At 70.9% G+C, this 24,868-nt stretch carries 22 protein-coding genes and 1 riboswitch; of the genes, 19 read left to right on the top strand and 3 right to left on the bottom strand.

Annotated elements, in window-relative coordinates; genetic code table 11:
- The first annotated feature begins 87 nt into the window (after nucleotides 1–87).
- From ACIF83_RS08920 to ACIF83_RS08850, 15 genes are all read left to right on the top strand, one after another.
- Nucleotides 88–1,017: an ABC transporter permease gene (locus ACIF83_RS08920; RefSeq protein WP_398137748.1), complete on the top strand. Its 930-nt coding sequence runs from the start codon at nucleotides 88–90 to the stop codon at nucleotides 1,015–1,017.
- Nucleotides 1,010–1,798: an ABC transporter ATP-binding protein gene (locus ACIF83_RS08915; protein ID WP_399724764.1), complete on the top strand. Its 789-nt coding sequence runs from the start codon at nucleotides 1,010–1,012 to the stop codon at nucleotides 1,796–1,798. Before ACIF83_RS08920 ends, ACIF83_RS08915 begins: the two co-directional genes overlap by 8 nt.
- 367 nt (nucleotides 1,799–2,165) lie before the next feature.
- Complete coding sequence (hpnC, locus tag ACIF83_RS08910; RefSeq protein WP_399724761.1) at nucleotides 2,166–3,062, top strand: squalene synthase HpnC; 897 nt, start codon at nucleotides 2,166–2,168, stop codon at nucleotides 3,060–3,062.
- The gene (hpnD, locus tag ACIF83_RS08905) at nucleotides 3,059–4,009 is read left to right on the top strand and encodes a presqualene diphosphate synthase HpnD (protein ID WP_393470258.1); all 951 of its coding nucleotides are present in this window, start codon (nucleotides 3,059–3,061) and stop codon (nucleotides 4,007–4,009) included. The genes hpnC and hpnD overlap by 4 nt, the downstream gene beginning before the upstream one ends.
- Nucleotides 4,009–4,302, top strand: a complete 294-nt coding sequence (locus ACIF83_RS08900) for a DUF6380 family protein (protein ID WP_393470261.1) — start codon at nucleotides 4,009–4,011, stop codon at nucleotides 4,300–4,302. Before hpnD ends, ACIF83_RS08900 begins: the two co-directional genes overlap by 1 nt.
- Nucleotides 4,299–5,726, top strand: a complete 1,428-nt coding sequence (gene hpnE / locus ACIF83_RS08895) for a hydroxysqualene dehydroxylase HpnE (RefSeq protein ID WP_399724757.1) — start codon at nucleotides 4,299–4,301, stop codon at nucleotides 5,724–5,726. Before ACIF83_RS08900 ends, hpnE begins: the two co-directional genes overlap by 4 nt.
- A gap of 68 nt (nucleotides 5,727–5,794) precedes the next feature.
- On the top strand, nucleotides 5,795–6,859 hold the full coding sequence (locus tag ACIF83_RS08890; RefSeq protein WP_399725210.1) for a polyprenyl synthetase family protein: 1,065 nt from the start codon (nucleotides 5,795–5,797) through the stop codon (nucleotides 6,857–6,859).
- 116 nt (nucleotides 6,860–6,975) lie between these two features.
- Complete coding sequence (gene shc / locus ACIF83_RS08885; protein WP_393470267.1) at nucleotides 6,976–9,027, top strand: squalene--hopene cyclase; 2,052 nt, start codon at nucleotides 6,976–6,978, stop codon at nucleotides 9,025–9,027.
- Nucleotides 9,028–9,669 carry a 1-hydroxy-2-methyl-2-butenyl 4-diphosphate reductase gene (locus tag ACIF83_RS08880; protein ID WP_393470269.1) on the top strand — a complete coding sequence of 214 codons (642 nt, stop codon included), beginning with the start codon at nucleotides 9,028–9,030 and terminating at the stop codon, nucleotides 9,667–9,669.
- Between the two features lie 5 nt (nucleotides 9,670–9,674).
- Nucleotides 9,675–10,697 (top strand): adenosyl-hopene transferase HpnH, encoded by a 1,023-nt coding sequence (gene hpnH, locus ACIF83_RS08875; protein WP_393470272.1) that lies wholly within the window; start codon nucleotides 9,675–9,677, stop codon nucleotides 10,695–10,697.
- 4 nt (nucleotides 10,698–10,701) lie between these two features.
- Complete coding sequence (gene ispG / locus ACIF83_RS08870) at nucleotides 10,702–11,817, top strand: flavodoxin-dependent (E)-4-hydroxy-3-methylbut-2-enyl-diphosphate synthase (RefSeq protein ID WP_399724753.1); 1,116 nt, start codon at nucleotides 10,702–10,704, stop codon at nucleotides 11,815–11,817.
- A gap of 41 nt (nucleotides 11,818–11,858) precedes the next feature.
- Nucleotides 11,859–13,802, top strand: coding sequence for a 1-deoxy-D-xylulose-5-phosphate synthase (gene dxs / locus ACIF83_RS08865; RefSeq protein WP_399724750.1), 1,944 nt, complete (start codon nucleotides 11,859–11,861; stop codon nucleotides 13,800–13,802).
- Nucleotides 13,799–15,184 (top strand): aspartate aminotransferase family protein, encoded by a 1,386-nt coding sequence (locus tag ACIF83_RS08860; protein WP_399724748.1) that lies wholly within the window; start codon nucleotides 13,799–13,801, stop codon nucleotides 15,182–15,184. The genes dxs and ACIF83_RS08860 overlap by 4 nt, the downstream gene beginning before the upstream one ends.
- A 65-nt stretch (nucleotides 15,185–15,249) precedes the next feature.
- The gene (locus ACIF83_RS08855) at nucleotides 15,250–15,873 is read left to right on the top strand and encodes a helix-turn-helix domain-containing protein (RefSeq protein ID WP_393470284.1); all 624 of its coding nucleotides are present in this window, start codon (nucleotides 15,250–15,252) and stop codon (nucleotides 15,871–15,873) included.
- Nucleotides 15,870–15,992 (top strand): DUF6126 family protein, encoded by a 123-nt coding sequence (locus ACIF83_RS08850; RefSeq protein WP_393470287.1) that lies wholly within the window; start codon nucleotides 15,870–15,872, stop codon nucleotides 15,990–15,992. The genes ACIF83_RS08855 and ACIF83_RS08850 overlap by 4 nt, the downstream gene beginning before the upstream one ends.
- 6 nt (nucleotides 15,993–15,998) lie before the next feature.
- Here ACIF83_RS08850 and ACIF83_RS08845 read toward each other — a convergent pair whose 3' ends face one another.
- Nucleotides 15,999–16,796, bottom strand: coding sequence for a tyrosine-protein phosphatase (locus ACIF83_RS08845; RefSeq protein WP_398137754.1), 798 nt, complete (start codon nucleotides 16,794–16,796; stop codon nucleotides 15,999–16,001).
- A 171-nt stretch (nucleotides 16,797–16,967) separates the two neighbouring features.
- On the opposite strand from ACIF83_RS08845, the gene ACIF83_RS08840 reads away from it, so the two are divergent.
- The 3 genes from ACIF83_RS08840 to ACIF83_RS08830 all read left to right on the top strand — a co-directional run bounded on the left by ACIF83_RS08840 (nucleotide 16,968) and on the right by ACIF83_RS08830 (nucleotide 21,475).
- Nucleotides 16,968–19,052, top strand: coding sequence for an alpha-galactosidase (locus tag ACIF83_RS08840; protein WP_399725207.1), 2,085 nt, complete (start codon nucleotides 16,968–16,970; stop codon nucleotides 19,050–19,052).
- A gap of 303 nt (nucleotides 19,053–19,355) precedes the next feature.
- A riboswitch (cyclic di-AMP (ydaO/yuaA leader) is annotated at nucleotides 19,356–19,518 on the top strand.
- Nucleotides 19,519–19,522: 4 nt separating this feature from the next.
- A complete protein-coding gene (locus tag ACIF83_RS08835) occupies nucleotides 19,523–20,428 on the top strand; it encodes a peptidoglycan DD-metalloendopeptidase family protein (RefSeq protein WP_399724743.1) in 906 nt (301 codons plus the stop codon).
- A 261-nt stretch (nucleotides 20,429–20,689) separates the two neighbouring features.
- A complete protein-coding gene (locus ACIF83_RS08830; RefSeq protein ID WP_393471292.1) occupies nucleotides 20,690–21,475 on the top strand; it encodes an SGNH/GDSL hydrolase family protein in 786 nt (261 codons plus the stop codon).
- Between the two features lie 74 nt (nucleotides 21,476–21,549).
- On the opposite strand, the gene ACIF83_RS08825 is transcribed toward ACIF83_RS08830, so the two are convergent.
- Both ACIF83_RS08825 and ACIF83_RS08820 read right to left on the bottom strand, forming a co-directional pair.
- The gene (locus ACIF83_RS08825; RefSeq protein WP_393470296.1) at nucleotides 21,550–22,170 is read right to left on the bottom strand and encodes a TetR/AcrR family transcriptional regulator; all 621 of its coding nucleotides are present in this window, start codon (nucleotides 22,168–22,170) and stop codon (nucleotides 21,550–21,552) included.
- A 94-nt stretch (nucleotides 22,171–22,264) separates the two neighbouring features.
- Nucleotides 22,265–23,443 carry a Glu/Leu/Phe/Val dehydrogenase dimerization domain-containing protein gene (locus ACIF83_RS08820; RefSeq protein WP_399724740.1) on the bottom strand — a complete coding sequence of 393 codons (1,179 nt, stop codon included), beginning with the start codon at nucleotides 23,441–23,443 and terminating at the stop codon, nucleotides 22,265–22,267.
- Nucleotides 23,444–23,625: 182 nt separating this feature from the next.
- Between ACIF83_RS08820 and ACIF83_RS08815 the strand changes: the two genes are divergently transcribed.
- The gene (locus tag ACIF83_RS08815) at nucleotides 23,626–24,807 is read left to right on the top strand and encodes an MBL fold metallo-hydrolase (RefSeq protein ID WP_393470302.1); all 1,182 of its coding nucleotides are present in this window, start codon (nucleotides 23,626–23,628) and stop codon (nucleotides 24,805–24,807) included.
- The last annotated feature ends 61 nt before the right edge of the window (nucleotides 24,808–24,868 follow it).

Genomic DNA, 24,868 nt, shown 5'->3' with positions numbered 1-24,868 from the left:
GCAGCCGGACGGCGCAGGCACGACGCACCACGCCGACCACGACGTTCACGACGAACCCGACGCACTCGAAGACGAAAGCTTCCACCTGTGAGTGAGACAACGCACGACGGCGGTGTCGCGGTGACCGCGGCCCCGTCGCCCGACGAGGGACTGACGGCGGCCCAGCTCGCCGCCAAGTACGGGCTCGCCGTGAGCGGTGCCCGGCCCTCGCTCACCGAGTACGTCCGGCAGCTGTGGGGGCGCCGCCACTTCATCCTCGCCTTCTCGCAGGCGAAGCTGACCGCGCAGTACAGCCAGGCCAAGCTCGGCCAGCTGTGGCAGGTGGCGACCCCGCTGCTGAACGCGGCGGTCTACTACTTCATCTTCGGCGTCATCCTGCACGCGAGCCGGGGCATGTCCAAGGACGTGTACATCCCGTTCCTCGTCACGGGCGTGTTCGTCTTCACCTTCACGCAGAGCTCGATCATGTCGGGCGTCCGCGCGATCTCCGGCAACCTGGGTCTGGTGCGCGCCCTGCACTTCCCGCGCGCCTCGCTGCCCGTCTCCTTCTCGCTGCAGCAGCTGCAGCAGCTGCTCTTCTCGATGATCGTGATGTTCCTCGTGGCGATCGGCTTCGGCAGCTACCCGAGCCTGTCCTGGCTGCTGATCGTGCCGGTCCTGGTACTGCAGTTCCTGTTCAACACCGGGCTCGCGCTGATCGTGGCGCGCATGGGCGCCAAGACGCCGGACCTCGCCCAGCTGATGCCGTTCATCCTGCGGACCTGGATGTACGCCTCCGGCGTCATGTTCTCCATCAGCAAGATGATGGAGGGCCGTTCCGAGTGGGTGGTCCGCCTGCTGCAGGTGAACCCGGCCGCCATCTACATGGACCTGATGCGCTTCGCGCTGATCGACGGCTACGGCGCCTCGAACCTGCCGCCGCACGTGTGGGTCATCGCCCTGTTCTGGGCCGTGGTCGCCTTCGTCGGCGGGTTCGTGTACTTCTGGAAGGCGGAGGAGAGGTACGGCCGTGGCTGAGCAGAACCCCCGGGACAGCGCCGAGCGGCGCCCGACGGTCATCGCCGACGACCTGCACATCGTCTACCGGGTCAACGGCGCGAAGACGGGCAAGGGCAGTGCGACGGCCGCCCTGAGCCGCATACTCAAGCGTGGCGAGGAGCGGGGCGTGCGCAAGGTGCACGCCGTGCGGGGCGTCTCCTTCGTCGCCTACCGCGGTGAGGCCATCGGGCTGATCGGCTCCAACGGCTCGGGCAAGTCCACCCTGCTGCGCGCCATCGCCGGTCTGCTGCCCGCCGAGAAGGGCAAGGTCTACACCGACGGCCAGCCCTCGCTGCTCGGTGTGAACGCGGCCCTGATGAACGACCTCACCGGCGAGCGCAACGTGATCCTCGGCGGTCTGGCCATGGGCATGTCCCGTGAGCAGGTCAAGGAGCGCTACCAGGAGATCGTCGACTTCTCGGGCATCAACGAGAAGGGCGACTTCATCACCCTGCCGATGCGCACCTACTCCTCCGGCATGGCGGCCCGGCTGCGTTTCTCCATCGCCGCCGCCAAGGACCACGACGTCCTCATGATCGACGAGGCGTTGGCCACCGGTGACCGCAAGTTCCAGAAGCGCTCCGAGGAGCGCATCCGGGAACTGCGCAAGGAGGCCGGCACGGTGTTTCTGGTCAGTCACAACAACAAGTCCATTCGCGACACCTGCAACCGTGTCCTGTGGCTCGAGCGCGGCGAACTACGCATGGACGGACCGACCGAAGAGGTCCTCAAGGAGTACGAGAAGTTCACGGGCAAGTGACCCGTTGAGCCGTTTCGGCCAGGGCCCCGTCGGCAACCGTCCGGTGGGGCCCTGCGTCTGCAAAGGAAACGTCAACTCCCGGCGCCCTTAGGAATCTTGACGCCAATCGGTGTGTTGTTGTGATGTGCAGGACACCCCGACGGACCTTGCTGCGTTGTACAACGTAAGCTGTACGGGTGCCGGAAAGCGGCAAGTAGGGCCATAATGCGCGACACCCTCCCGGCGGCAGCCCCGCGGAGGGCCGGGCGGCGTGTCCGAAATAGTGTGTATTGGATCGGCAGTGTAGAACGGGAGATGTGACGGCAATGGCTACGGAAACTCCCCAGCTCAACGCAGCATGTGCCGTCCCCGCCCCGGGTAGCGCGCGGTGACGGGAACCGACACGGCGCCGGAACTGGAGCGCGCCACCCTGGACAAGGCTGCGAGCGAGAACTTCCCCGTGGCCCCCGTTTTCCTGCCCCGGGCCTGGCGCGCCGACCTCATGGCGGTGTACGGCTTCGCCCGCCTGGTGGACGACATCGGCGACGGCGACCTGGCCCCCGGCGGAGCCGACGCGCGCGTCCTCGGTGTGACGGCCGCCGAGGCCGAGGACCGGCTGGCGCTCCTCGACGCCTTCGAGGCCGACCTGCGGCGTGTCTTCGACGGCACACCCCGCCACCCGCTGCTCCGCCGCCTGCAGCCCACCGTCCGCCGCCGCGCCCTCACCCCCGAGCCCTTCCTCGGCCTGATCGCCGCCAACCGACAGGACCAGCTGGTCGCCCGGTACGAGACCTACGACGACCTCCTCGCCTACTGTGAACTGTCCGCCAACCCCGTCGGCCGCCTCGTCCTCGCCGTCACCGGTACCTCGACCCCCGAGCGGATCCGCCTCTCCGACGCGATCTGCACCGCACTGCAGATCGTGGAACACCTCCAGGACGTGGCCGAGGACTTCGGCCGTGACCGGATCTATCTGCCCGCCGAGGACATGAAGCGCTTCCACGTCCAGGAAACGGATCTCGCCGCGAAAACCACGGGCGCATCGTTGCGCGCTCTGGTTGCATACGAAGCGCAACGCGCCCGCGATCTGCTGAATGAAGGCGCCCCCTTGGTGGGTAGCGTCCACGGCAGGTTGAAGCTGCTGCTCGCGGGGTTCGTGGCAGGGGGAAGGGCGGCGATCCGGGCGATCGCCGCCGCCGAATACGACGTACTTCCCGGCCCGCCCAGACCCGGCAAGGTCCAGTTGCTGCGTGAAGTGGGCGTGACTCTGCGAGGAGAGGGGTGATCCGGACCGTGGAGTCTGTGCCACACGTGTCCGCACCGGTACTCGCCGCCTACAGCTACTGCGAGGCCGTCACCGGGCAGCAGGCCCGCAACTTCGCGTACGGCATCCGCTTGCTGCCGACGCCCAAGCGCCGTGCCATGTCCGCGCTGTACGCCTTCTCCCGGCGTGTCGACGACATCGGCGACGGCGACCTGCCCGGCGAGGTCAAGGTCGCGCGCCTCGAGGACACCCGGGCCCTGCTCGACCGTGTCCGCGCGGGCCGGGTCGAGGAGGACGACACCGACCCGGTGGCCGTCGCCCTCGCCCATGCCTCCCAGGCCTTCCCGATCCCGCTCGGCGGTCTGGACGAGCTGATCGACGGCGTTCAGATGGACGTGCGCGGGGAGACCTACGAGACCTGGGACGACCTGAAGCTCTACTGCCGCTGTGTGGCCGGTGCGATCGGCCGCCTCTCGCTCGGCGTGTTCGGCACGGAGCCGGGGGCGCGCGGCGCCGAGCGCGCGTCCGAGTACGCCGACACGCTCGGCCTCGCGCTGCAGCTCACCAACATCCTCAGGGACGTCCGTGAGGACGCCGAGGGCGGCCGTACCTATCTGCCCGCCGACGACCTCGCCAAATTCGGGTGCTCGGCCGGATTCAACGGCCCGACCCCACCGGAGAGCTCCGACTTCGCGGGCCTCGTGCACTTCGAAGTGCGACGGGCCCGGGCCCTTTTCGCCGAGGGCTACCGGCTCCTCCCCATGCTCGACCGGCGCAGCGGCGCCTGCGTCGCCGCCATGGCCGGCATCTACCGCCGTCTGCTCGACCGCATCGAGCGCGACCCGGAGGCCGTGCTGCGCGGCCGTGTCTCGCTGCCCGGACGTGAGAAGGCGTACGTCGCCGTACGCGGACTGTCGGGCCTCGACACCCGGCACGTGTCCCGGCGGACCGTCAGGAGGCGCGCCTGATGGACTCCGGGGCACTGGCCGACTCCGAAGGCCCGATGCGGCGGGCAACCCTCCGCTGCGGCGTGGCGTCCCTGACTGCGACGGCCGAGCGTGCACCGTTCATCCAGCACGCCAAGCAGGCCAGGCGAAGTCCGCTGATGTTCGACAGCGCCCTGAAGGGGCGCGGGGCTGTGCGGGACATGCGGCTACCGCCGCGTGGGCACGACCAGCCACGATGGCGCCGCGGACGAGCGACGGCCCATCGCGGCACGTCCAGCGGAGCGCTTGGGCACGCACGGAAGGACGCACGATGAGCGAGGGCGCACACCACTCGCAGGCGCACGCCGACGCCCCGGCGCCGGCAGGGCGCAGTGCCGTCGTGGTCGGCGGCGGCCTCGCCGGGGTCACCGCTGCGCTCGCGCTCGCCGACGCGGGCGTCCGGGTCACCCTGCTCGAAGGCAGGCCGAGACTGGGCGGCCTCGCCTTCTCCTTCCAGCGCGGCGACCTGACCGTCGACAACGGCCAGCACGTGTACCTGCGCTGCTGCACCGCCTACCGCTGGTTCCTCGACCGCATCGAGGGCACGGCGCTGGCGCCGCTGCAGGATCGTCTCGACGTGCCCGTATTGGACGTGAACCGGCCCGAGGGACGGCGGCTCGGCAGGCTGCGGCGCGACGCCCTGCCCGTACCCCTGCATCTGGGCCGGAGCCTGGCCACCTATCCGCACCTGTCGCTCGCCGAACGTGCCGCGGTCGGGCGTGCCGCGCTCGCGCTCAAGGGGCTCGACCTCGCCGATCCGACCCTGGACACCCAGGACTTCGGCAGCTGGCTGGCCGCCCACGGCCAGTCGGCGCGTGCCGTCGAGGCCCTGTGGGACCTGGTCGGGGTCGCCACCCTCAACGCGGTCGCGGGCGACGCCTCGCTGGGGCTCGCCGCGATGGTGTTCAAGACCGGTCTGCTGTCCGACCCGGGCGCGGCCGACATCGGCTGGGCCCATGTCCCGCTGGGCGAACTGCACGACCGACTGGCCCGCAAGGCGCTCGACTCCGCGGGCGTCCGTACCGAGGTCCGTTCACGCGTCACCTCCGTCTCCATCAACGAAAACGGGACCTGGAGCGTTCAGGTTCCCGGCGAGACGCTCCGGGCCGACGCGGTCGTCCTCGCCGTACCCCAGCGTGAGACGTACGACCTGCTGCCGTCCGGCGCCCTCGACGCCCCCGAACAGCTGTTGAGGATCGGCACCGCGCCGATCCTCAACGTGCATGTCGTCTACGACCGCAAGGTGCTCGCCCGGCCTTTCTTCGCCGCCCTCGGCACCCCCGTGCAGTGGGTCTTCGACCGGACGGACGCGTCCGGGCTCGCCGAGGGGCAGTACCTGGCCCTGTCCCAGTCCGCCGCACAGGACGAGATCGACGCACCGGTCGCCGAGCTCCGCGAGCGCTACCTGCCCGAGCTGGAGCGCCTCGTCCCGGGCACGCGCGGCGCGGTGGTGAAGGACTTCTTCGTGACCCGGGAGCGCACGGCGACGTTCGCTCCCACCCCCGGCGTCGGGCGGCTGCGGCCCGGCGCCCGCACCAAGGCCCCCGGCCTGTACCTGGCCGGAGCGTGGACCGCCACCGGGTGGCCCGCGACCATGGAAAGTGCGGTCCGCAGTGGAGTGAGCGCGGCCGACGCCGTGCTGAGCGCCCTGGGCCGGCCCCGCCCCCGCCGCCTCTTCGAGTTCGAGGAGGCGGCGTGACGCTCGATCAGCACGCGGCAGGCCCCCGCACCCCCGGTACCGCAACAAGAGGAGAGACTGTGCCCACTGTGCCCCCGGCCTCGACGCCCGCTCGGAGGACCGCGGTGGACGTGACCGCGCTTCTGGAGCGCGGCCGGACCCTGGCCACCCCGGTCCTGCGTGCGGCCGTCGACCGCCTGGCGCCTCCGATGGACACCGTCGCCGCCTACCACTTCGGCTGGATCGACGCGGCCGGCAACCCGGCCGACGGCGACGGCGGCAAGGCCGTGCGCCCCGCCCTGGCCGTCCTCTCCGCCGAGGTCACCGGCGCCGCACCCGAGGTGGGCATCCCCGGGGCCGTCGCCGTCGAACTCGTCCACAACTTCTCGCTGTTGCACGACGACCTGATGGACGGCGACGAGCAGCGCCGGCACCGCGACACGGTCTGGAAGGTGCACGGCCCCGCCCAGGCCATCCTGGTCGGTGACGCCCTGTTCGCTCTCGCCAACGAGATCCTGCTGGAGCTCGGCACCGTCGAGGCCGGCCGCGCCACCCGCCGCCTGACCGCCGCCAGCCGCGCCCTGATCGACGGTCAGGCGCAGGACATCTCCTACGAGCACCGCGACCGCGTCAGCGTCGAGGAGTGCCTGGAGATGGAGGGCAACAAGACCGGCGCCCTGCTCGCCGCCTCCAGCTCCATCGGCGCGGTACTCGGTGGCGCCGACGACCGCACCGCCGACACCCTGGAGAAGTACGGCTACCACCTGGGCCTCGCCTTCCAGGCCGTCGACGATCTGCTCGGCATCTGGGGCGACCCGGGGTCCACCGGCAAGCAGACCTGGAGCGACCTGCGCCAGCGCAAGAAGTCCCTGCCGGTCGTGGCCGCGCTCGCCGCGGGCGGCTCCGCCTCCGAGCGGCTCGGCGAGATCCTCGCCGCCGACGCCAAGAGCAGCGACTTCGAGAACTTCTCCGAGGAGGAGTTCGCGGCCCGCGCCGCCCTCATCGAGGAGGCCGGCGGCCGCGAGTGGACGGCCGAGGAAGCACGCCGACAGCACACGATCGCCGTCGAGGCCCTCGACGTCGTCGACATGCCCGAACAGGTGCGGGCCGCCTTCACGGCACTCGCCGACTTCGTCGTCGTACGAAAGAGATGATCATTATCGGTCGAATAGCCCTCGCGTAGTCGCCGGCCGGTGTCGAGGGACGACGGACACCGGCCGACGGCGGACCCACAGCAGCACGACTCGCACGACTGCACTAAGGGGAAGCCATGACAGCGACGACCGACGGAAGCACCGGGGCGACCATCCCGCCCCGCGCTGCCGCGGCCAGCGAAACCGACATCACCACCCCCGCGGCGGCCGGGGTACAAGAAGCCGCCGAACGCGCCGCGCGGCGTGCCACCGACTTCCTGCTGGCACGGCAGGACGCCCAGGGCTGGTGGAAGGGCGACCTCGAGACGAACGTCACCATGGACGCCGAGGACCTGCTGCTCCGTCAGTTCCTGGGGATCCGCGACGAGGCGACGACACAGGCCGCCGCCCTGTTCATCCGCGGCGAGCAGCGCGCGGACGGCACCTGGGCCACCTTCTACGGCGGGCCCGGTGAACTGTCCACCACCGTCGAGGCGTACGTAGCCCTCCGTCTGGCCGGCGACGCGCCCGACGCCCCGCACATGGCGAAGGCCTCCGCCTGGATCCGCGAGCGGGGCGGCATCGCCGCCTCCCGGGTCTTCACGCGGATCTGGCTGGCCCTGTTCGGCTGGTGGAAGTGGGAGGACCTGCCCGAACTCCCGCCGGAGCTGATCTACTTCCCCAGCTGGATGCCGCTCAACATCTACGACTTCGGCTGCTGGGCCCGGCAGACCATCGTGCCGCTGACCATCGTCTCGGCCAAGCGCCCGGTCCGCCCGGCGCCCTTTCCGCTGGACGAGCTGCACACCGACCCGGCGAACCCCAACCCGGCCGAGCCCCTTGCGCCGGTGGCCAGTTGGGACGGCGCGTTCCAGCGCCTGGACAAGGTGCTGCACCAGCTGCGCAAGGTCGCCCCGCGCCGCCTGCGCAGGGCCGCGATGAACTCCGCCGCCCGCTGGATCATCGAGCGCCAGGAGAACGACGGCTGCTGGGGCGGCATCCAGCCACCGGCCGTGTACTCGGTCATCGCCCTGCACCTGCTCGGCTACGACCTCCAGCACCCGGTCATGCGCGAGGGCCTCGCCTCGCTGGACCGTTTCGCCGTATGGCGCGAGGACGGCGCCCGGATGATCGAGGCCTGCCAGTCCCCGGTGTGGGACACCTGCCTCGCCACCATCGCGCTCGTCGACGCCGGCCTGCCCGTCGACCACCCCCAACTGGTGAAGGCCGCCGACTGGATGCTCGGCGAGGAGATCGTCCGGCCCGGCGACTGGGCCGTGAAGCGGCCCGGACTGCCGCCCGGCGGCTGGGCGTTCGAGTTCCACAACGACAACTACCCGGACATCGACGACACCGCCGAGGTCGCTCTCGCCCTGCGGCGGGTCAGGCATCACGACCCCGACCGGGTGGACGGGGCGATCGGGCGCGCGGTGCGCTGGAACCTCGGGATGCAGTCGAAGAACGGCGCCTGGGGCGCCTTCGACGTCGACAACACCAGCCCGTTCCCGAACCGGCTGCCGTTCTGCGACTTCGGCGAGGTCATCGACCCGCCGTCCGCGGACGTCACCGCGCACGTGGTCGAGATGCTCGCCGCCGAGGGCCTCGCCCACGACCCGCGCACCCGGCGCGGCATCGAGTGGCTGCTCGCCGAACAGGAGCCGGACGGCTCGTGGTTCGGGCGCTGGGGCGTCAACTACGTCTACGGCACCGGTTCGGTGGTGCCCGCGCTGACCGCGGCCGGGCTGCCCGGCTCCCACCCGGCGATCCGGCGGGCGGTGGCCTGGCTGGAGAGCGTCCAGAACGACGACGGCGGCTGGGGCGAGGACCTGCGCTCCTACAAGTACGTCAAGGAGTGGAGCGGTCGCGGAGCCTCCACGGCCTCGCAGACCGGGTGGGCGCTGATGGCCCTGCTCGCGGCGGGGGAGCAGGACTCCAAGGCCGTCGAGCGCGGTGTCCGGTGGCTGGCCGAGACCCAGCGGGAGGACGGGTCCTGGGACGAGCCGTACTTCACCGGCACCGGCTTCCCCTGGGACTTCTCCATCAACTACCACCTCTACCGGCAGGTCTTCCCGCTCACCGCGCTCGGCCGGTACCTGCACGGCGACCCGTTCGAGCGGCAGCTGCTCGCCAGGGCCAGGAAGCCGCTCTCCGAGATCAAGAAGCCGCTCTCCGAGGTCAAGGGGAGCTGAATGAGCGCCCAGCCCGCCCCGGCCCCGCTGCTGATCGCCTGCGCGCTCGGCATCGAGCACCTCGCCCTGCGCACCGGCGACCGGGGCGGTGCCGGCGGGCCGTTCACCGTCGTCCGTACGGGCATGGGCCCCAAGGCGGCGGAACGCTCCGTCACCCGGCTCCTCGCGGACCCGGCGCTGGCCGACGCGGCCGTTATGGCCACCGGCTTCTGCGCCGGGCTCGCACCCGGGATGCACCCCGGCGACCTGGTCGTCGCCGAGGAGACCCGGGACCCGCGCGGGACCGTCCCGTGCGTGGGCACCGACCTGCTCGTCAAGGAACTCGTGCGCATCCTGCCGGGGCGCACCGTCCACACCGGGCCCGTCACCGGCTCCGACCATGTCGTCCGCGGCCATGAGCGGTCCGACCTGCTCGCGACCGGCGCGATCGCGGTCGACATGGAGTCCGCGGCCACGCTCCTGAGCGCTGTCCGCGCGGGCGAGCGCCCGGTTGCGGCCGTACGGGTGGTCGTGGACGCTCCAGAACATGAACTCGTCCGGATCGGCACGGTGCGCGGTGGAATATCGGCCTTCCGCGTTCTTCGTACCGTCCTTCCTGCTTTTTTCGAATGGCACCGTTCTTTGTTGCTCCCCCGGAGGTGAGCCAGATGGCCATGCCGCTGCGTCAGTCCATCAAGGTCGCTACTTACCTGGCTGAACAGAAGATCCGCAGGCGGGACAAGTTTCCGCTCATCGTCGAGCTGGAACCGCTGTTCGCCTGCAACCTCAAGTGCGAGGGCTGCGGCAAGATCCAGCACCCGGCGGGTGTGCTCAAGCAGCGCATGCCGGTGGCCCAGGCCGTGGGCGCGGTGCTGGAGTCCGGTGCGCCGATGGTGTCCATCGCCGGTGGCGAGCCGCTGATGCACCCTCAGATCGACGAGATCGTGCGCCAGTTGGTGGCCAGGAGGAAATACGTCTTCCTGTGCACCAACGCCATGTTGCTGCGCAAGAAGATGGACAAGTTCACGCCCTCGCCCTACTTTGCCTTCGCGGTGCACATCGACGGGCTGCGCGAGCGGCACGACGAGTCCGTCGCGAAGGAGGGCGTGTTCGACGAGGCGGTGGAGGCCATCAAGGAGGCCAAGCGGCGCGGCTTCCGGGTGACCACCAACTCCACCTTCTTCAACACCGACACCCCGCAGACCATCATCGAGGTGCTCAACTTCCTCAACGACGACCTCGAGGTCGACGAGATGATGATCTCGCCCGCCTACGCCTACGAGAAGGCGCCCGACCAGGAGCACTTCCTCGGCGTCGAGCAGACCCGGGAGCTGTTCAAGAAGGCCTTCGCGGGCGGCAACCGCCGGCGTTGGCGGCTCAACCACTCCCCGCTCTTCCTGGACTTCCTGGAGGGCAAGGTCGACTTCCCGTGCACCGCGTGGGCGATCCCGAACTACTCGCTCTTCGGCTGGCAGCGTCCCTGCTACCTGATGAGCGACGGGTACGTGCCGACGTACCGCGAACTCGTCGAGGAGACCGACTGGGACAAGTACGGCCGCGGCAAGGACCCGCGCTGCGCCAACTGCATGGCGCACTGCGGCTACGAGCCGACCGCCGTTCTCGCCACCATGGGCTCCCTGAAGGAGTCGCTGCGGGCCATGCGCGAGACCGTTGCCGGGAACCGGGAGTGACGTCATGACCGCCGTCCCCTTGGGCGTTCCCGGGGTACCGGCCCGGCCGGTCGCACCGCGGCGCGTGTCGCGGCAGATCCACGTCGGTCCGGTGGCGGTCGGGGGCGGAGCCCCGGTGTCGGTGCAGTCGATGACGACGACCCGTACCTCGGACATCGGTGCCACCCTGCAGCAGATAGCCGAACTCACCGCGTCCGGCTGCCAGATCGTCCGTGTCGCCTGCCCCACGCAGGACGACGCGGACGCTCTAGCGACCATCGCCCGCAAGTCGCAGATCCCGGTGATCGCGGACATCCACTTCCAGCCGAAGTACGTGTTCGCGGCCATCGAGGCGGGCTGCGCGGCGGTCCGGGTGAACCCGGGCAACATCAAGAAGTTCGACGACCAGGTGAAGGAGATCGCGCGGGCCGCGAAGGACCACGGCACCCCGATCCGGATCGGCGTCAACGCGGGCTCGCTGGACCGGCGGCTGCTGCAGAAGTACGGCAAGGCGACCCCGGAGGCGCTGGTCGAGAGCGCGCTGTGGGAGGCGTCGCTCTTCGAGGAGCACGACTTCAGGGACATCAAGATCTCGGTCAAGCACAACGACCCGGTCGTGATGATCGAGGCCTACCGGCTGCTCGCCGAGAGCTGCGACTACCCGCTGCACCTGGGGGTCACCGAGGCCGGCCCGGCCTTCCAGGGCACGATCAAGTCGGCGGTGGCGTTCGGGGCGCTGCTGTCGCGGGGGATCGGCGACACCGTCCGGGTCTCGCTGAGTGCCCCGCCCGCCGAGGAGGTCAAGGTCGGCATCCAGATCCTGGAATCCCTGGGGCTGCGGCAGCGGCGCCTGGAGATCGTCTCCTGTCCGTCCTGCGGGCGGGCCCAGGTCGACGTGTACAAGCTGGCCGACGAGGTCACGGCGGGGCTGGACGGCCTGGACGTGCCGCTGCGGGTCGCGGTGATGGGGTGTGTCGTCAACGGTCCCGGCGAGGCCCGCGAGGCAGACCTCGGGGTTGCCTCGGGCAACGGCAAGGGCCAGATCTTCGTCAGGGGTGAGGTCGTCAAGACCGTCCCCGAGTCCAGGATCGTGGAGACCCTCATCGAGGAGGCCATGAAGCTCGCGGAACAGATGAAGTGAGTTGGGGTTGAAGCACGGCACGGACCGAGAGGGGGCCCAGCGTGACGATTCTGGAGAGCATCAGGGGACCACGCGACCTGAAGGCGCTGTCCGAGGCGGAACTCGGTGAACTGTCCGAAGAAATCCGTGAGTTCCTGGTGCACGCGGTGGCGAGAACCGGCGGTCACCTCGGGCCCAACCTGGGGGTGGTGGAACTCTCCATCGCGCTCCACCGGGTCTTCGAGTCGCCGGTCGACCGCATCCTGTGGGACACCGGCCACCAGAGCTATGTCCACAAGCTGCTGACCGGGCGTCAGGACTTCTCCAAGCTGCGCGGCAAGGGCGGCCTGTCCGGCTACCCCTCGCGTGAGGAGTCCGAGCACGACGTCATCGAGAACAGCCACGCCTCGACCGCGCTCGGCTGGGCCGACGGCCTGGCCAAGGCCAACCAGGTACAGGGGGCGAAGGGCCATGTGGTCGCGGTCATCGGCGACGGCGCGCTGACCGGCGGCATGGCCTGGGAGGCGCTGAACAACATCGCGGCCGCCAAGGACCGGCCGCTGATCATCGTCGTCAACGACAACGAGCGGTCCTACGCCCCGACCATCGGGGGCCTGGCCAACCACCTGGCCACCCTGCGCACCACCGACGGCTACGAGAAGGTCCTCGCCTGGGGCAAGGACGTGCTGCTGCGGACCCCGGTCGTCGGCCACACCGTCTACGAGTCCCTGCACGGCGCGAAGAAGGGCTTCAAGGACGCCTTCGCCCCGCAGGGCATGTTCGAGGACCTGGGCCTGAAGTACGTCGGTCCGATCGACGGGCACGACATCAAGGCCGTCGAGTCGGCGCTGCGGCGGGCCAAGCGCTTCCACGGGCCCGTCCTGGTCCACTGCCTCACGGAGAAGGGCCGCGGCTACGAACCCGCCCTCGCCCACGAGGAGGACCACTTCCACACCGTCGGCGTGATGGACCCGCTCACCTGCGCACCGCTCACGCCGTCCAACGGGCCTTCCTGGACCTCGGTGTTCGGCGACGAGATCGTCAGGATCGGGGAGGAACGGGAGGACGTCGTGGCCATCACGGCGGCCATGCTGCACCCGGTGGGCCTCGGCAAGTTCGCCGAGCGCTTCCCGGACCGGGTGTGGGACGTCGGCATCGCCGAGCAGCACGCGGCCGTCTCCGCCGCCGGTCTCGCCACCGGCGGACTGCACCCGGTCGTCGCCGTCTACGCCACCTTCCTCAACCGCGCCTTCGACCAGCTGCTGATGGACGTCGCCCTGCACCGGTGCGGGGTGACCTTCGTGCTGGACCGGGCCGGCGTCACCGGCGTGGACGGGGCGTCGCACAACGGCATGTGGGACATGTCCGTCCTGCAGGTCGTCCCCGGCCTCAGGATCGCCGCGCCGCGCGACGCCGACCAGCTGCGCGCCCAGCTGCGCGAGGCCGTCGCCGTGGACGACGCGCCCACCATGGTCCGCTTCCCGAAGGAGTCCGTCGGCCCGCGGATCCCGGCGATCGACCACGTCGGCGGCATGGACGTCCTGCACCGCGGCGAAGACCCCGAGGTGCTGCTGGTGGCCGTAGGCGTGATGGCACCGGTGTGCCTGCAGGCCGCCGAGCTGCTGGCGGCGCGGGGCATCGGCTGCACGGTGGTCGACCCCCGTTGGGTCAAGCCCGTCGACCCGGAGCTGCCGGGGCTGGCCGCCGCACACCGGCTGGTGGCCGTCGTGGAGGACAACAGCCGGGCCGCCGGGGTCGGTTCGGCCGTGGCGCTCGCCCTGGGCGACGCCGACGTGGACGTGCCGGTACGGAGGTTCGGCATCCCGGAGCAGTTCCTCGCGCACGCCAAGCGCAGCGAGGTGCTGGCCGACATCGGCCTCACGCCCGTCGAGATCGCCGGACGGATCGGCGCGAGCCTGGCCGTCAAGGATCCGGTTCTCGTCGTCGAGGAGACGGGCGTCGCCGCCAAGGACCCGGGGGGCACAGTCAAGGAGAAAGCTGAATGACCAAGGAGTTCGACCTCGGCGCCCTCCTCGCCGACCGCGGAGCCGAGCGCTACGAGCTGCACACGAAGTACCTGAACCCGCAGCTCCCGCGCATGCTGCACACCATCGGCTTCGACAAGGTCTACGAGCGCGCCGAGGGCGCCCACTTCTACGACGCGGACGGCAACGACTACCTGGACATGCTCGCCGGGTTCGGGGTGATGGGCCTCGGCCGCCACCACCCGGTCGTCCGCAAGGCGCTGCACGACGTCCTGGACCTCAACCTCGCCGACCTCACCCGCTTCGACTGCCAGCCGCTGCCCGGCCTGCTCGCGGAGCGGCTGCTCAGCCACAGCCCGCACCTGGACCGGGTGTTCTTCGGCAACAGCGGCACCGAAGCGGTCGAGACCGCCCTGAAGTTCGCCCGGTACGCCACCGGCAGACCGCGCGTCCTCTACTGCGACCACGCGTTCCACGGCCTGACCACCGGCTCCCTCTCGGTCAACGGCGAGGACGGCTTCCGCGACGGCTTCGCCCCGCTGCTGCCCGACACCGCCGTGCCCCTCGGTGATCTCGACGCGCTCGCGCGGGAGCTGAAGAAGGGCGACGTGGCCGCCCTGATCGTGGAGCCGATCCAGGGCAAGGGCGTCCACGAGACCCCGCCCGGCTATCTGCGCGCCGCGCAGGACCTGCTGCACCGGCACAAGGCGCTGCTCATCGCCGACGAGGTGCAGACCGGTCTCGGCCGTACCGGCGACTTCTACGCCTACCAGCACGAGGACGGCGTCGAACCGGATCTGGTGTGCGTGGCCAAGGCGCTGTCCGGCGGCTACGTCCCGGTCGGCGCGACCCTGGGCAAGGACTGGATCTTCAGGAAGGTCTACTCGTCCATGGACCGCGTCCTGGTCCACTCGGCGAGCTTCGGGGCCAACGCGCAGGCGATGGCGGCCGGACTCGCCGTGCTGTCGGTGTTGGAGGACGAGCAGATCGTCGCCGGGGTGCGCACCACGGGCGACCTGCTGAAGTCCCGGCTCACCGCACTGATCGACAAGTACGAGTTGCTCGCCGACGTGCGCGGCCGGGGCCTGATGATCGGCATCGAGTTCGGGAAGCCCAGCTCGCTGAAGCTGCGCGGCCGCTGGACCATGCTCCAGGCCGCACGCAAGGGCCTGTTCGCGCAGATGGTGGTCGTACCGCTGCTGCAGCGGCACCGGATCCTCACCCAGGTCTCCGGCGACCACCTGGAGGTCATCAAGCTCATCCCGCCGCTGGTCGTCGACGAGGCCGACGTGGACCGGTTCGTGGACGCCTTCACTACGGTGATGGACGACGCGCACAGCGGCAGCGGCCTGATGTGGGACTTCGGCAAGACCCTGATCAAGCAGGCGGTGGCCAACCGCTGAGCCCCGGCTTTTGCCTCTGAGGCAAGGAATTTGCCGCAGAGGCAATGATCCGGCTGAATGGAGGCATGAACGCCTCAGAAGCCGCGCCACCGGCGGGCCAGGGCGACGACCTGCCCGCCGTGGCGCCGCAGCTGCGTGCCTTGCGCCGGCGCAGCGGCCTCACCCTGGAGGCCGCGGCCCGGTCCGCCGGGCTCTCGCCGGCCCATCTGTCCCGGCTGGAGACCGGGCAGCGCCAGCCCTCGCTGCCGATGCTGCTCGCGCTCGCCCGTATCTACGGTACGACCGTCTCGGAGCTGCTCGGCGAGACGGTCGCCGACCGGGACGCCGTCGTGCGCGCCGCCGACATGGAGCCGACCCATGCGGGCGGCTGGACCTACTTCCAGGCCGGAGCCCCGGGGCGCGGCATGCAGGCGCTGCGCGTCCGGGTGCCGTACGGCGCCCAGGGCGACATCGTGCGCGTCCACCCCGGCGAGGAGTGGCTCCATGTCCTCAAGGGGCGGCTCAGGCTGCGCCTGGGGGACACCGTGCACCTGCTGACGCCCGGTGACAGCGCGCACTTCGACTCGCTCACCCCGCACCGCCTCGCCGCCGAGGACCACGACGGCGTGGAGCTGCTGTTCGTCCACACCCTGCTGCAGAGTCCCACGGCCACGCTGTGCCTGGGCCCGCTGACTGGAGAGCTGCCATGAGCAACTTCGAGGAGAGGTTCCCCCGCTCGCTGTGGGTCCGGCTGATCATCTACATCGCCGTCGGCCACCTGTTCGCGGCGTTCCTCTATCTGCTGTTCGAGCTGGGCGGCAAGGGCTGACCGCCGTCAGTCCAGCAGGCGCTCCCGCAGCCGCTCCCGGGTCTCGGGGGTGAGCCCCAGACCCTGCGCGAAGTAGGCGTCGGTGCCGCCCCACGTCTCCTCGATGCTCGCGAAGGCCGCCTGGAGATACTCGGCGCGGGCGTCGAAGAGCGGGCTGAGCAGCTCCATCACCTCGGGCGTGTACGCGGTGTCCGCGCTGCCGTTGCGACGGACCTTGTAGCGCCGGTGCTTGGCGTTGGACTCCAGGTAGTCGGCGATGACGGCATCGCGCTCCACGCCCACGGCCAGGAGTGTGACGGCTATGGAGATGCCCGCGCGGTCCTTGCCCGCAGCGCAGTGCATCAGCGCGGGCACGCTGTCCTCGGCGATGGCGTGCAGCACCCGGGAGTGCTCGGCGGTGCGCTCCTTGACGATCGTCCGGTACGAGGCGACCATCCGGGCCGCCGCCTTGCCGTCCGCGAGGATGCCGCGCAGCTGCTCGATGCCGCCGTCGCGGACCATCTGCCAGAACTCGGCACCGTCCGCCGGGTCGCTCAGCGGCAGGTTCACGTTCCGCACGCCGGGCAGCTCGACGTCCGGACCCTCCAGCTTCTGGTCGGCGGCGTTGCGGAAGTCGAAGATCGTGTGCAGGCCCAGGGACGCTAGGAAGGCCGCGTCCTCTTCGGTGGCGTGCGCGAGATGGCCGCTGCGGAACAGCGCTCCGGGGCGCACCCGCCGTCCGTCCACGGTCGGCAGTCCGCCCACATCGCGGAAATTGCGCACTCCGGCCAGCTCGGGCTCGGTCGAGGGGACCTGCTGCGTCACGGGGGCTCCTCCCGGTCGGCCCCGCCGGCGCGGCTCGTCGACGGGCACTCCGTCGACGATACGACATCGATTTCCTCGGGCAATGAGTTGTCCACAGGCGTTGCCACCAGGGGCTGCGGGGCCTAATGATGTTCGCACTTGAGCGGATCTGTTGGCACCTGTGAGGTCTCGATGGTGGACATCGCCGAAGACGGTCGTACATGGCTCCTGTCGGGCCCCGGCAGCAGCTATGCGCTGCATCTCACCGATGCGGACGAACTGCTGCACCTGCACTGGGGGCCACGGATCGCGATCGCCGACGCCGAGGCCCTGGCGGTGAGCCCGCTGCCCGCCTACTGGCCCTTCGAGTCCCCGCTCGACGGCCGCGAGGAGTACCCCGTCGAGGGCGGCCCCCGCTTCGTCCGTCCGGCCCTGTCCGTGCGCACCGAGGAGCGGCGCGGCACCGAGTGGCGCTTCGTGTCGTTCGACACCGAGGGCGGCAACGACGGTGACGGGCTGCGGCTGCGCTTCGACGACGACGGGCTGGCCGTCACCCTGCACTACCGGATGCGCGGGGACGTCGTGGAGCGCTGGGTGACCGTGGAGAACGGCTCGCACGCGCGCGTGGAACTGCTGCGCGCAGACGCCGCCGCCTGGACCCTGCCCGACCGCGAGGGCTGGCGGCTGTCCCAGCTGCACGGCCGCTGGGCCGCCGAGTCGCTGCTGACCACCGCCCCCCTCACCTACGGCGAGAAGACCATCGGCAGCCGCCGCGGCCACACCGGCCACCAGCACCTGCCCTGGGTCGCGCTGGACACCGACGCGACCGAGGAACGCGGCGAGGTCTACGGCTGCGCGCTCGGCTGGTCCGGCTCCTGGCGGATCGCCGTCGCCCAACTCCCGGACGCACGCGTGCAGGTCACCGGTGGCGCCGGATACGACGACTCGGGCCTGCTGCTGCTCCAGCCAGGCGAGTCGTACACCACCCCCGTCTTCGCCGGCCTGTGGAGCGACGGCGGCTTCGGCGGGGCCAGCCGCACCTGGCACGCCTACCAGCGGGCGTACGTCGTCCCGGGCGCGGAGCAGGACCGGCCGGTGCTGTTCAACTCCTGGGAGGCGACCAACTTCGACATCTCCGAGGAGCAGCAGGCCGCCCTCGCCCGGCGGGCCGCCGAGATCGGCGTCGAGCTGTTCGTCGTGGACGACGGCTGGTTCGGTGCCCGCACCAGTGACCGGGCCGGCCTCGGCGACTGGACGCCCGACCCCGACCGCTTCCCGCACGGCCTCAAGCCCCTCGCCGACCAGGTGCACGACCTCGGCATGCAGTTCGGCATCTGGGTCGAGCCCGAGATGGTCAACCCCGACAGCGACCTCTACCGTGCTCACCCCGACTGGGTGCAGTACCAGCCGGGACGCAAGCGGACGGAACTGCGCAACCAGCTCGTTCTCAACCTCGCCCGCGAGGACGTCCAGGAGTATCTCTGGGAGCAGCTGGACGCCCTCCTGTCGAGCGCCCCGGTCGACTACGTGAAGTGGGACTTCAATCGCTGCTTCACCGACGCCGGCTGGCCCGGGGAGCCGTACCCGCAGCGCCTGTGGGTGGACCATGTCCGCGCTCTGTACGCCCTGCTGGACCGGCTGCGAGCCGCCCATCCCTCGGTCGCGTTCGAGTCCTGCTCGGGCGGCGGCGGGCGGATCGACCTCGGCGTGATGAGCCGCACCGACCAGGTGTGGACCTCCGACAACACCGACCCGCTCGACCGGCTCGCCATCCAGCACGGCTTCAGCCAAATCCATCCGGCGCGGGTCATGGCCGCATGGGTCACCGACAGCCCGAACACCCAGCTCAACGGGCGGGAGAGCTCGCTGCGGTTCCGTTTCGTCAGCTCGATGGCCGGGGTCCTCGGCGTCGGCGGCGACCTCACCGAGTGGACCGGGGAGGAGCTGGCCGAAGCCCGTCGCTGGGTGGACCTCTACAAGGAGATCCGACCGGTCGTCCAGCGCGGCGACCAGTACCGGCTGCGGCCCCCGACGGGCGGTCTGAGTGCTGTCCAGTACGTCCTCGGGGACGAGACCGTGGTCCTCGCCTGCCTCCAGGCGCAGCACTACGGCGAGCCGGTGCCGGCGCTGCGGCTGCGCGGACTCGACCCGACGGCATCGTACAAATGCCTCGAAACGGGCGAAGAGCATCGAGGGGCCGTCCTGCTGCACCACGGGCTGCGCGCCGGGCTGAAGGGTGACCTGGATGCGACGGTTCTCCGACTGCGCCGCATCTGAGCCATCTGCCCGAATTGGCGCCTTCGTTCCAACTCGCTCTGGGGCAAGGGGGCGTGGGGAGTCGGTGCGTGAGGAGCGTCATATTCGTGACCGTGCGTCGCGCGTCATGTCCACGTAATCCCCATAAAGGCGAAGGAAATTGAAAAGGGGAAGGATTCGGGAATTCACGCAGAGTGACCGGGAATTCCCGAATTCGATCACTTGGAACATCCACGCCGGGAACCGGCTGCTTGTCCGGTTGCGTCTTGCTCGCTTACGTTCGCCACCAATCCGGACGGAACGCCGAATCCTGCCGCCGCCCGGAGTCCCCACACACTTCACCCGTGTTCGGCAGGAGCGGGGGACCCGCCAGGTACGACTGCCTGTCCCGGTCTCCGGGACAGGCTGGGGTGCAGCCGCGCACCGCGCGGCCGGGCAGCTCCAGCCCGAACCCGTCAGCTCACCTCGCAGGCGCCGGAGAGGAATGCGCCATGCCCGCGAAGGGTAAGCACCGCCGCCCCAAGACCCCGCGTTTCAGCCGCTCGATCGCCGTCGCCGGAACCGGTGGTGCCGCGCTGGCCCTGCCACTCCTCGGGGCCACCGGAGCGCACGCCGCCACCACGCAACCCGTTTCCGGAAAGGCCGTGCAGTCCCTTCCGGTCGTGGAAAAGACGGCCGTGAAGAAGGCGGCCGTGCAGCGGAATTCGGGTGTGCGCACCTACACGGTGCAGTCCGGCGACTGGCTTGCGAAGATCGCCGACGCGCAGCACGTCAGCGGCGGCTGGCAGCGGCTCTACGACGACAACCGGCAGGCCGTCGGCCAGGACCCCTCGCTGATCCACCCGGGTCTGAAGCTGTCGCTCGGCGCGAAGACCGCCCGGACGCACACCGAGCCCTCCGCCCCGGCGCCGGCATCCCCGTCCCGGTCCGGCCAGGCCTCCGGTGCCGCCACCGCACCCTCCGCACCCTCCGCCCCCTCCGTGCCCTCCACCGGCTACACCCTCCCGGTCGCCGGCGCCACCATCGGCACCGGCTACCACGTGGCCGGCAGCATGTGGTCCAGCGGCTACCACACCGGCGTCGACTTCGTCGTGCCGACCGGTACCTCGCTCAAGGCCGTCGCCGCCGGCACCGTCGTCTCCGCCGGGTGGGGCGGCGCCTACGGCAACCAGGTCGTCATCAAGCTGAACGACGGCTACTACGCCCAGTACGGTCACCTCTCGCGGCTCTCCGTCTCGGCCGGCCAGACCGTGACCGCGGGCCAGCAGATCGGCCTCTCCGGCGCGACCGGCAACGTGACCGGTCCGCACCTGCACTTCGAGATCCGCACCACGCCGAACTACGGCTCGGACATCGACCCGGTCGGCTACCTCCGCTCGCACGGCGTCGCCGTCTGAGGCTCCCGCTCCGTGGGACGCGTTCTCGAGAATCACCTGCCCTGACAGGCCGCAGAAGGCCGGACCCCGATCCCGGGGTCCGGCCTTCTGCGTGTGCGCACCGTCAACGCGCCTGACCGTGGCGTTATTCCTGGATTGGCACATCATTTAAGGGTGTCTCATCTCACCGTTCGTCAACCCCTGCCTACGGTCGCGTAGGTCACATCCGAAGGTGAATCATGGTCCGACGTGGCAGACGATTCGAAGAATGACAACAGATCAGTGATCGGGTCGTACGTGGCGGTGGGGGACAGCTTCACCGAGGGCGTGGGCGACCCCGGCCCCGACGGGGCGTTCGTGGGCTGGGCCGACCGGTTCGCGGTACTGCTCGCGGACCGGCGTCCCGAGGGCGACTTCGCGTACACCAACCTGGCCGTGCGCGGAAAGCTGCTCGACCAGATCATGGCGGACCAGCTCCCGAAGGCCGTCGAACTCGCCCCGGACCTGGTGTCCTTCTGCGCGGGCGGCAACGACATCATCCGGCCCGGCACCGACCCGGACGAGGTGGCCGAGCGCTTCGAGCGGGCCGTGTCCCAGCTCACCGAGGCCGTGGGCACCGTGCTCGTGACGACCGGCTTCGACACCCGTGGCGTCCCGCTGCTCAAGCATCTGCGCGGCAAGATCGCCACCTACAACGGGCACGTCCGCGCCATCGCCGACCGGTACGGGTGCCCCGTGCTCGACCTGTGGTCCCTGAAGTCCGTCCAGGACCGCAGGGCGTGGGACGACGACCGGCTCCACCTCTCACCCGAGGGACACACGCGCGTGGCGCTGCGCGCCGGCCAGGCCCTCGGCCTGCAGATCCCGGCCGACCCGGAGCAGCCCTGGCCGCCGCTCCCGCCCAGGGGCACCCTGGAGGTCCGCCGCGACGACGTCCACTGGGCCCGCGAGTACCTCGTCCCGTGGATCGGCCGCCGGCTGCGCGGCGAGTCCTCCGGGGACCATGTGACGGCGAAGGGCACCCTGTCGCCGGACGACATCAAGATGCGGATCGCGTCGGTGGCGTGACGGCCGCCGTCCGTGCCCCGCGCCGCGAACCCGGCGGTGCGGGGCACATCCGTACCACCGCACCGACCGGACGCTCACCGCGCCCGCTCGGCCAACGCCTCCCGGCTCAGCCCGAGTTCCCGGGCCAGGGCCTCGTCCGCCCACTGCCGCGCCCGGGACCGCGGCACCGAGCCCGGGTACGACGTCAGCTGCACCGCGAGACCGTCGAGGAGCGCGGTGAGCCGCAGTGCCGCTCCCGCCGGGTCGGCGCACTCGAACTCGCCCGCCGCCACGCCCTCCGCGATGACCTCGGTGATCGCCGCCTTCCACTGCTGGTCCAGATCGCGGGTGACCTGTCGGAGGGTGGGCTCGCGCAGCGCCACCGCCCAGCCCTCGATCCACAGCCGCCAGCCCTTGGCCTGGCCGGTGGGCGCGTACCAGCGCACGGCTGCCCGCAGCCGGCGCAGCGCGGAGGCACGCCGGTCCAGCAGCCCCCGCAGATGCGCGAGGTCGTCCGCGGCCGCGTAGGTGAAGGCCTCGGCGACCAGCTTCTCCTTGGTCGAGAAGTGGTACAGCACCAGCGCGTTGCTCACGCCGAGCGCTGAGGCCACGTCGGCGATCCTCACCGCCGCCACGCCCCGCGCCTCGATCTGCTCGATGGCAGCCCGCAGCAATTCCTCCCGCCGCTCGGCCACACTCAACCGCACTCTCGCCACGCGGCCACCCTAATCCGTCGCTCACGGCCGCACGGAAAGGGCCTGGCTCCCTCGGCCACTTCGCATGCCGTGGGCCGAGGGGACCGGGCCTGTGTCAGCGGTACCACCCGAAGCGCTCCGCGATCACCGGCAGGCGGTCGGTCACCAGGGCGTGGGCGGCGGCGCGCGGCGTCGTACCGTCGGCCTCCGCGCGCGTGAGCACCAGGTCGACCAGGGCGCGCATCGAGCGGCGGATGTGCGCGAACGCCTCGTCGGCGTCCGGGCCGATGTCGCCGAACAGGGTCCACCACCACCAGGCGTTCGTGGCGGAGTTGACCACCACGTCCGGCAGCACGGTCACCCCGCGCGCGGCCAGCAGACTCTCCGCCTCGGGCAGGACGGGCATGTTGGCCGCCTCGACGATCCAGCGGGCGGCGATCCGCTGCTGCTCGGCGGTGCCGATCGCGTACGACACCGCCGCGGGCACCAGTACCTCCGCGTCCGCGGACAGCCACGCGTCACCGGGCAGTTCGCGGTCGCCGGGGCGCAGCACCGAGCGGTCGAGCGTGCCGTAGGCGTCCCGCGCGACCAGTAGCGCCTCCACGTCGAGACCCTCCGGGTTGGCGACGGTCCCCTTGATGTCGGCCACGGCCACCACCGTGAGGCCCGCGCGCGCGAGGAAGCGGGCCGTGGCCCCGCCCATCGTGCCCAGGCCCTGCACGGCCACCCGGGTGCCCCGGTACGGCACCGACGCCCGGTCCAGGGCGGCAAGCACCGACTCCGCGACCCCGCAGCCGCCCGCCAGCTCGTCCAGGCCGATGCCGTCCACCTCGACCGCGAAGGCGTCCGCGAGTCGCTCGCGGGCCGCCGCCTCGTCGTCCAGCAGCGGGTACACGGCCTGCACGGAGGAGACCAGGCCCGCCTCCGCCGCCGCACGGTCCACCAGGTCCTGGGTGAGGCCCAGATCCTCGCCGGTGGTCCAGAAGCTCTCGATGTACGGCCGCATGGCCCGCAGGTAGCGCACGAGCAGCCCGTACGCCCCGGGGTCCTGCGGATCGCAGTCGATGCCGCCCTTGGCGCCGCCGAGAGGGACGTAACGGCCCTCGGGGTCGTAGTGCAGGGCCTCCTTCATCGTCATGCCCCGGGCGAGTCCGGTGACCTCCTCCAGGGTGCAGCCGGGCCGCATCCGCAGCCCGCCGCTGGCCACGCCCCGCACCAGCCGGTCCACGACCAGGAAACCCCGGCGGCCGGTGATGTGGTCGGTCCAGACGAGCGACATCAGAGGGGCGGTCATGGGGTCTCCCGGGTGAGGGTTACTGAATCGCAAGTCAGTATTTGGATCCGGTGGACGGCCTGTCAACGTGCGACGGACCCTCAGCGGTGCGTGCAGGAGGCCGGGCTGTGACCCCGGCCACCCCGGCCTGTCTGCGGCGCCGACCATAATGGAGGACCTCAGCGACTCCACCAGGAGGTACCGTGACCGGTTTGCGTTCCCAGAGCTTCGGGCTCGGCATGCTTCAGCCCGAGGCCTTCGGCGCGGAACCGAGCGGTGAGCGCATGGCCCGCATCCGCCGCTCCCCCCACTTCAAGGACGGCGTCTTCCAGAACCCCGGCGGCACCGCCCGCACCCGGCCCTCCGGTTCCACGCTCGACTTCGCCAAGGTGTTCCTGGACAAGGACACCCGGCCGCTGCGCGCCCCCCGTGGCACCGTCCCGGTGCACGCCACCACCCTGGCCGACCTCGCCAAGCCGCCGGTCACGGGGCTGCGGGTGACCTGGATGGGCCACTCCAGCGTGCTCGTGGAGATCGACGGCCACCGCGTCCTGTTCGACCCCGTCTGGGGCGAGCGCTGTTCCCCGTTCCCCTTCGTCGGGCCCAAGCGGCTGCACCCGGTGCCGCTGCCGCTGGCCGCGCTGGGCCCGGTCGACGTGGTGGTCATCTCGCACGACCACTACGACCACCTGGACATGCCCACGATCAAGGCGCTGGCCGGCACGGACACCGTGTTCGCCGTGCCGCTCGGTGTCGGTGCCCATCTCGAGCACTGGGGGGTGTCCGCGGACCGGCTGCGCGAACTCGACTGGCACGAGGCCACCAAGATCGGCGGACTCACCCTCACCGCCACCCCGGCCCGCCACTTCTGCGGCCGCGGCCTGCGCAACACCCAGCACACCCTGTGGGCGTCCTGGACCGTGGCGGGCGAGGAGCACCGCGTCTACCACAGCGGTGACACCGGCTACTTCGAGGGCTTCAAGGACATCGGCGACGCCCACGGCCCGTTCGACGCCACGATGATCCAGATCGGTGCGTACAGCGAGTTCTGGCCCGACATCCACATGACTCCCGAGGAGGGCCTGCGCGCCCACCTCGACCTCCAGGGCGGCGCCCCGCACGGAGTGCTGCTGCCGATCCACTGGGGCACCTTCAACCTGGCCCCGCACCCGTGGGCCGAACCCGGCGAGTGGACCAAGGAGGTCGCCGAGGAGGTCGGTCAGGCGGTGGCGCTGCCCCGACCCGGCGAGCCCTTCGAGCCCGCAGGCAAGCTCCCCGCCGAGCCCTGGTGGCGAGGAGTCTCCGGAACCGTCCGCCGCACCTGGCGCGCGCTCGGGGCGCTGGCCGCCGAGCCCGGCGTGCGCAAGGGGCTCGACCACGGGTGATCGACGGCCCGCGCGTTTCTCCGGATAAAACGTACAATTATTGATGAAGTGTACGTCGTAT

It is taken from the genome of Streptomyces sp. NPDC085866 (assembly GCF_044541035.1).
GTDB lineage: Bacteria > Actinomycetota > Actinomycetes > Streptomycetales > Streptomycetaceae > Streptomyces.
Note: the sequence above shows the minus strand (reverse complement) of the source record. Positions and strands in the feature narration are given on the sequence as shown.

Bases quoted from the DNA above. Each gene is read 5' to 3' on its own strand.
- ACIF83_RS08860 (WP_399724748.1), top strand. From the start codon at position 13,799: ATGACCAAGGAGTTCGACCTCGGCGCCCTCCTCGCCGACCGCGGAGCC.
- hpnE (WP_399724757.1), top strand. From the start codon at position 4,299: ATGAGCGAGGGCGCACACCACTCGCAGGCGCACGCCGACGCCCCGGCG.
- hpnH (WP_393470272.1), top strand. From the start codon at position 9,675: ATGGCCATGCCGCTGCGTCAGTCCATCAAGGTCGCTACTTACCTGGCT.
- ACIF83_RS08820 (WP_399724740.1), bottom strand. From the start codon at position 23,443: ATGACCGCCCCTCTGATGTCGCTCGTCTGGACCGACCACATCACCGGC.
- ACIF83_RS08855 (WP_393470284.1), top strand. From the start codon at position 15,250: ATGAACGCCTCAGAAGCCGCGCCACCGGCGGGCCAGGGCGACGACCTG.
- ACIF83_RS08835 (WP_399724743.1), top strand. From the start codon at position 19,523: ATGCCCGCGAAGGGTAAGCACCGCCGCCCCAAGACCCCGCGTTTCAGC.
- shc (WP_393470267.1), top strand. From the start codon at position 6,976: ATGACAGCGACGACCGACGGAAGCACCGGGGCGACCATCCCGCCCCGC.
- ACIF83_RS08880 (WP_393470269.1), top strand. From the start codon at position 9,028: ATGAGCGCCCAGCCCGCCCCGGCCCCGCTGCTGATCGCCTGCGCGCTC.
- ACIF83_RS08840 (WP_399725207.1), top strand. From the start codon at position 16,968: ATGGTGGACATCGCCGAAGACGGTCGTACATGGCTCCTGTCGGGCCCC.
- ispG (WP_399724753.1), top strand. From the start codon at position 10,702: ATGACCGCCGTCCCCTTGGGCGTTCCCGGGGTACCGGCCCGGCCGGTC.
- ACIF83_RS08900 (WP_393470261.1), top strand. From the start codon at position 4,009: ATGGACTCCGGGGCACTGGCCGACTCCGAAGGCCCGATGCGGCGGGCA.
- ACIF83_RS08850 (WP_393470287.1), top strand. From the start codon at position 15,870: ATGAGCAACTTCGAGGAGAGGTTCCCCCGCTCGCTGTGGGTCCGGCTG.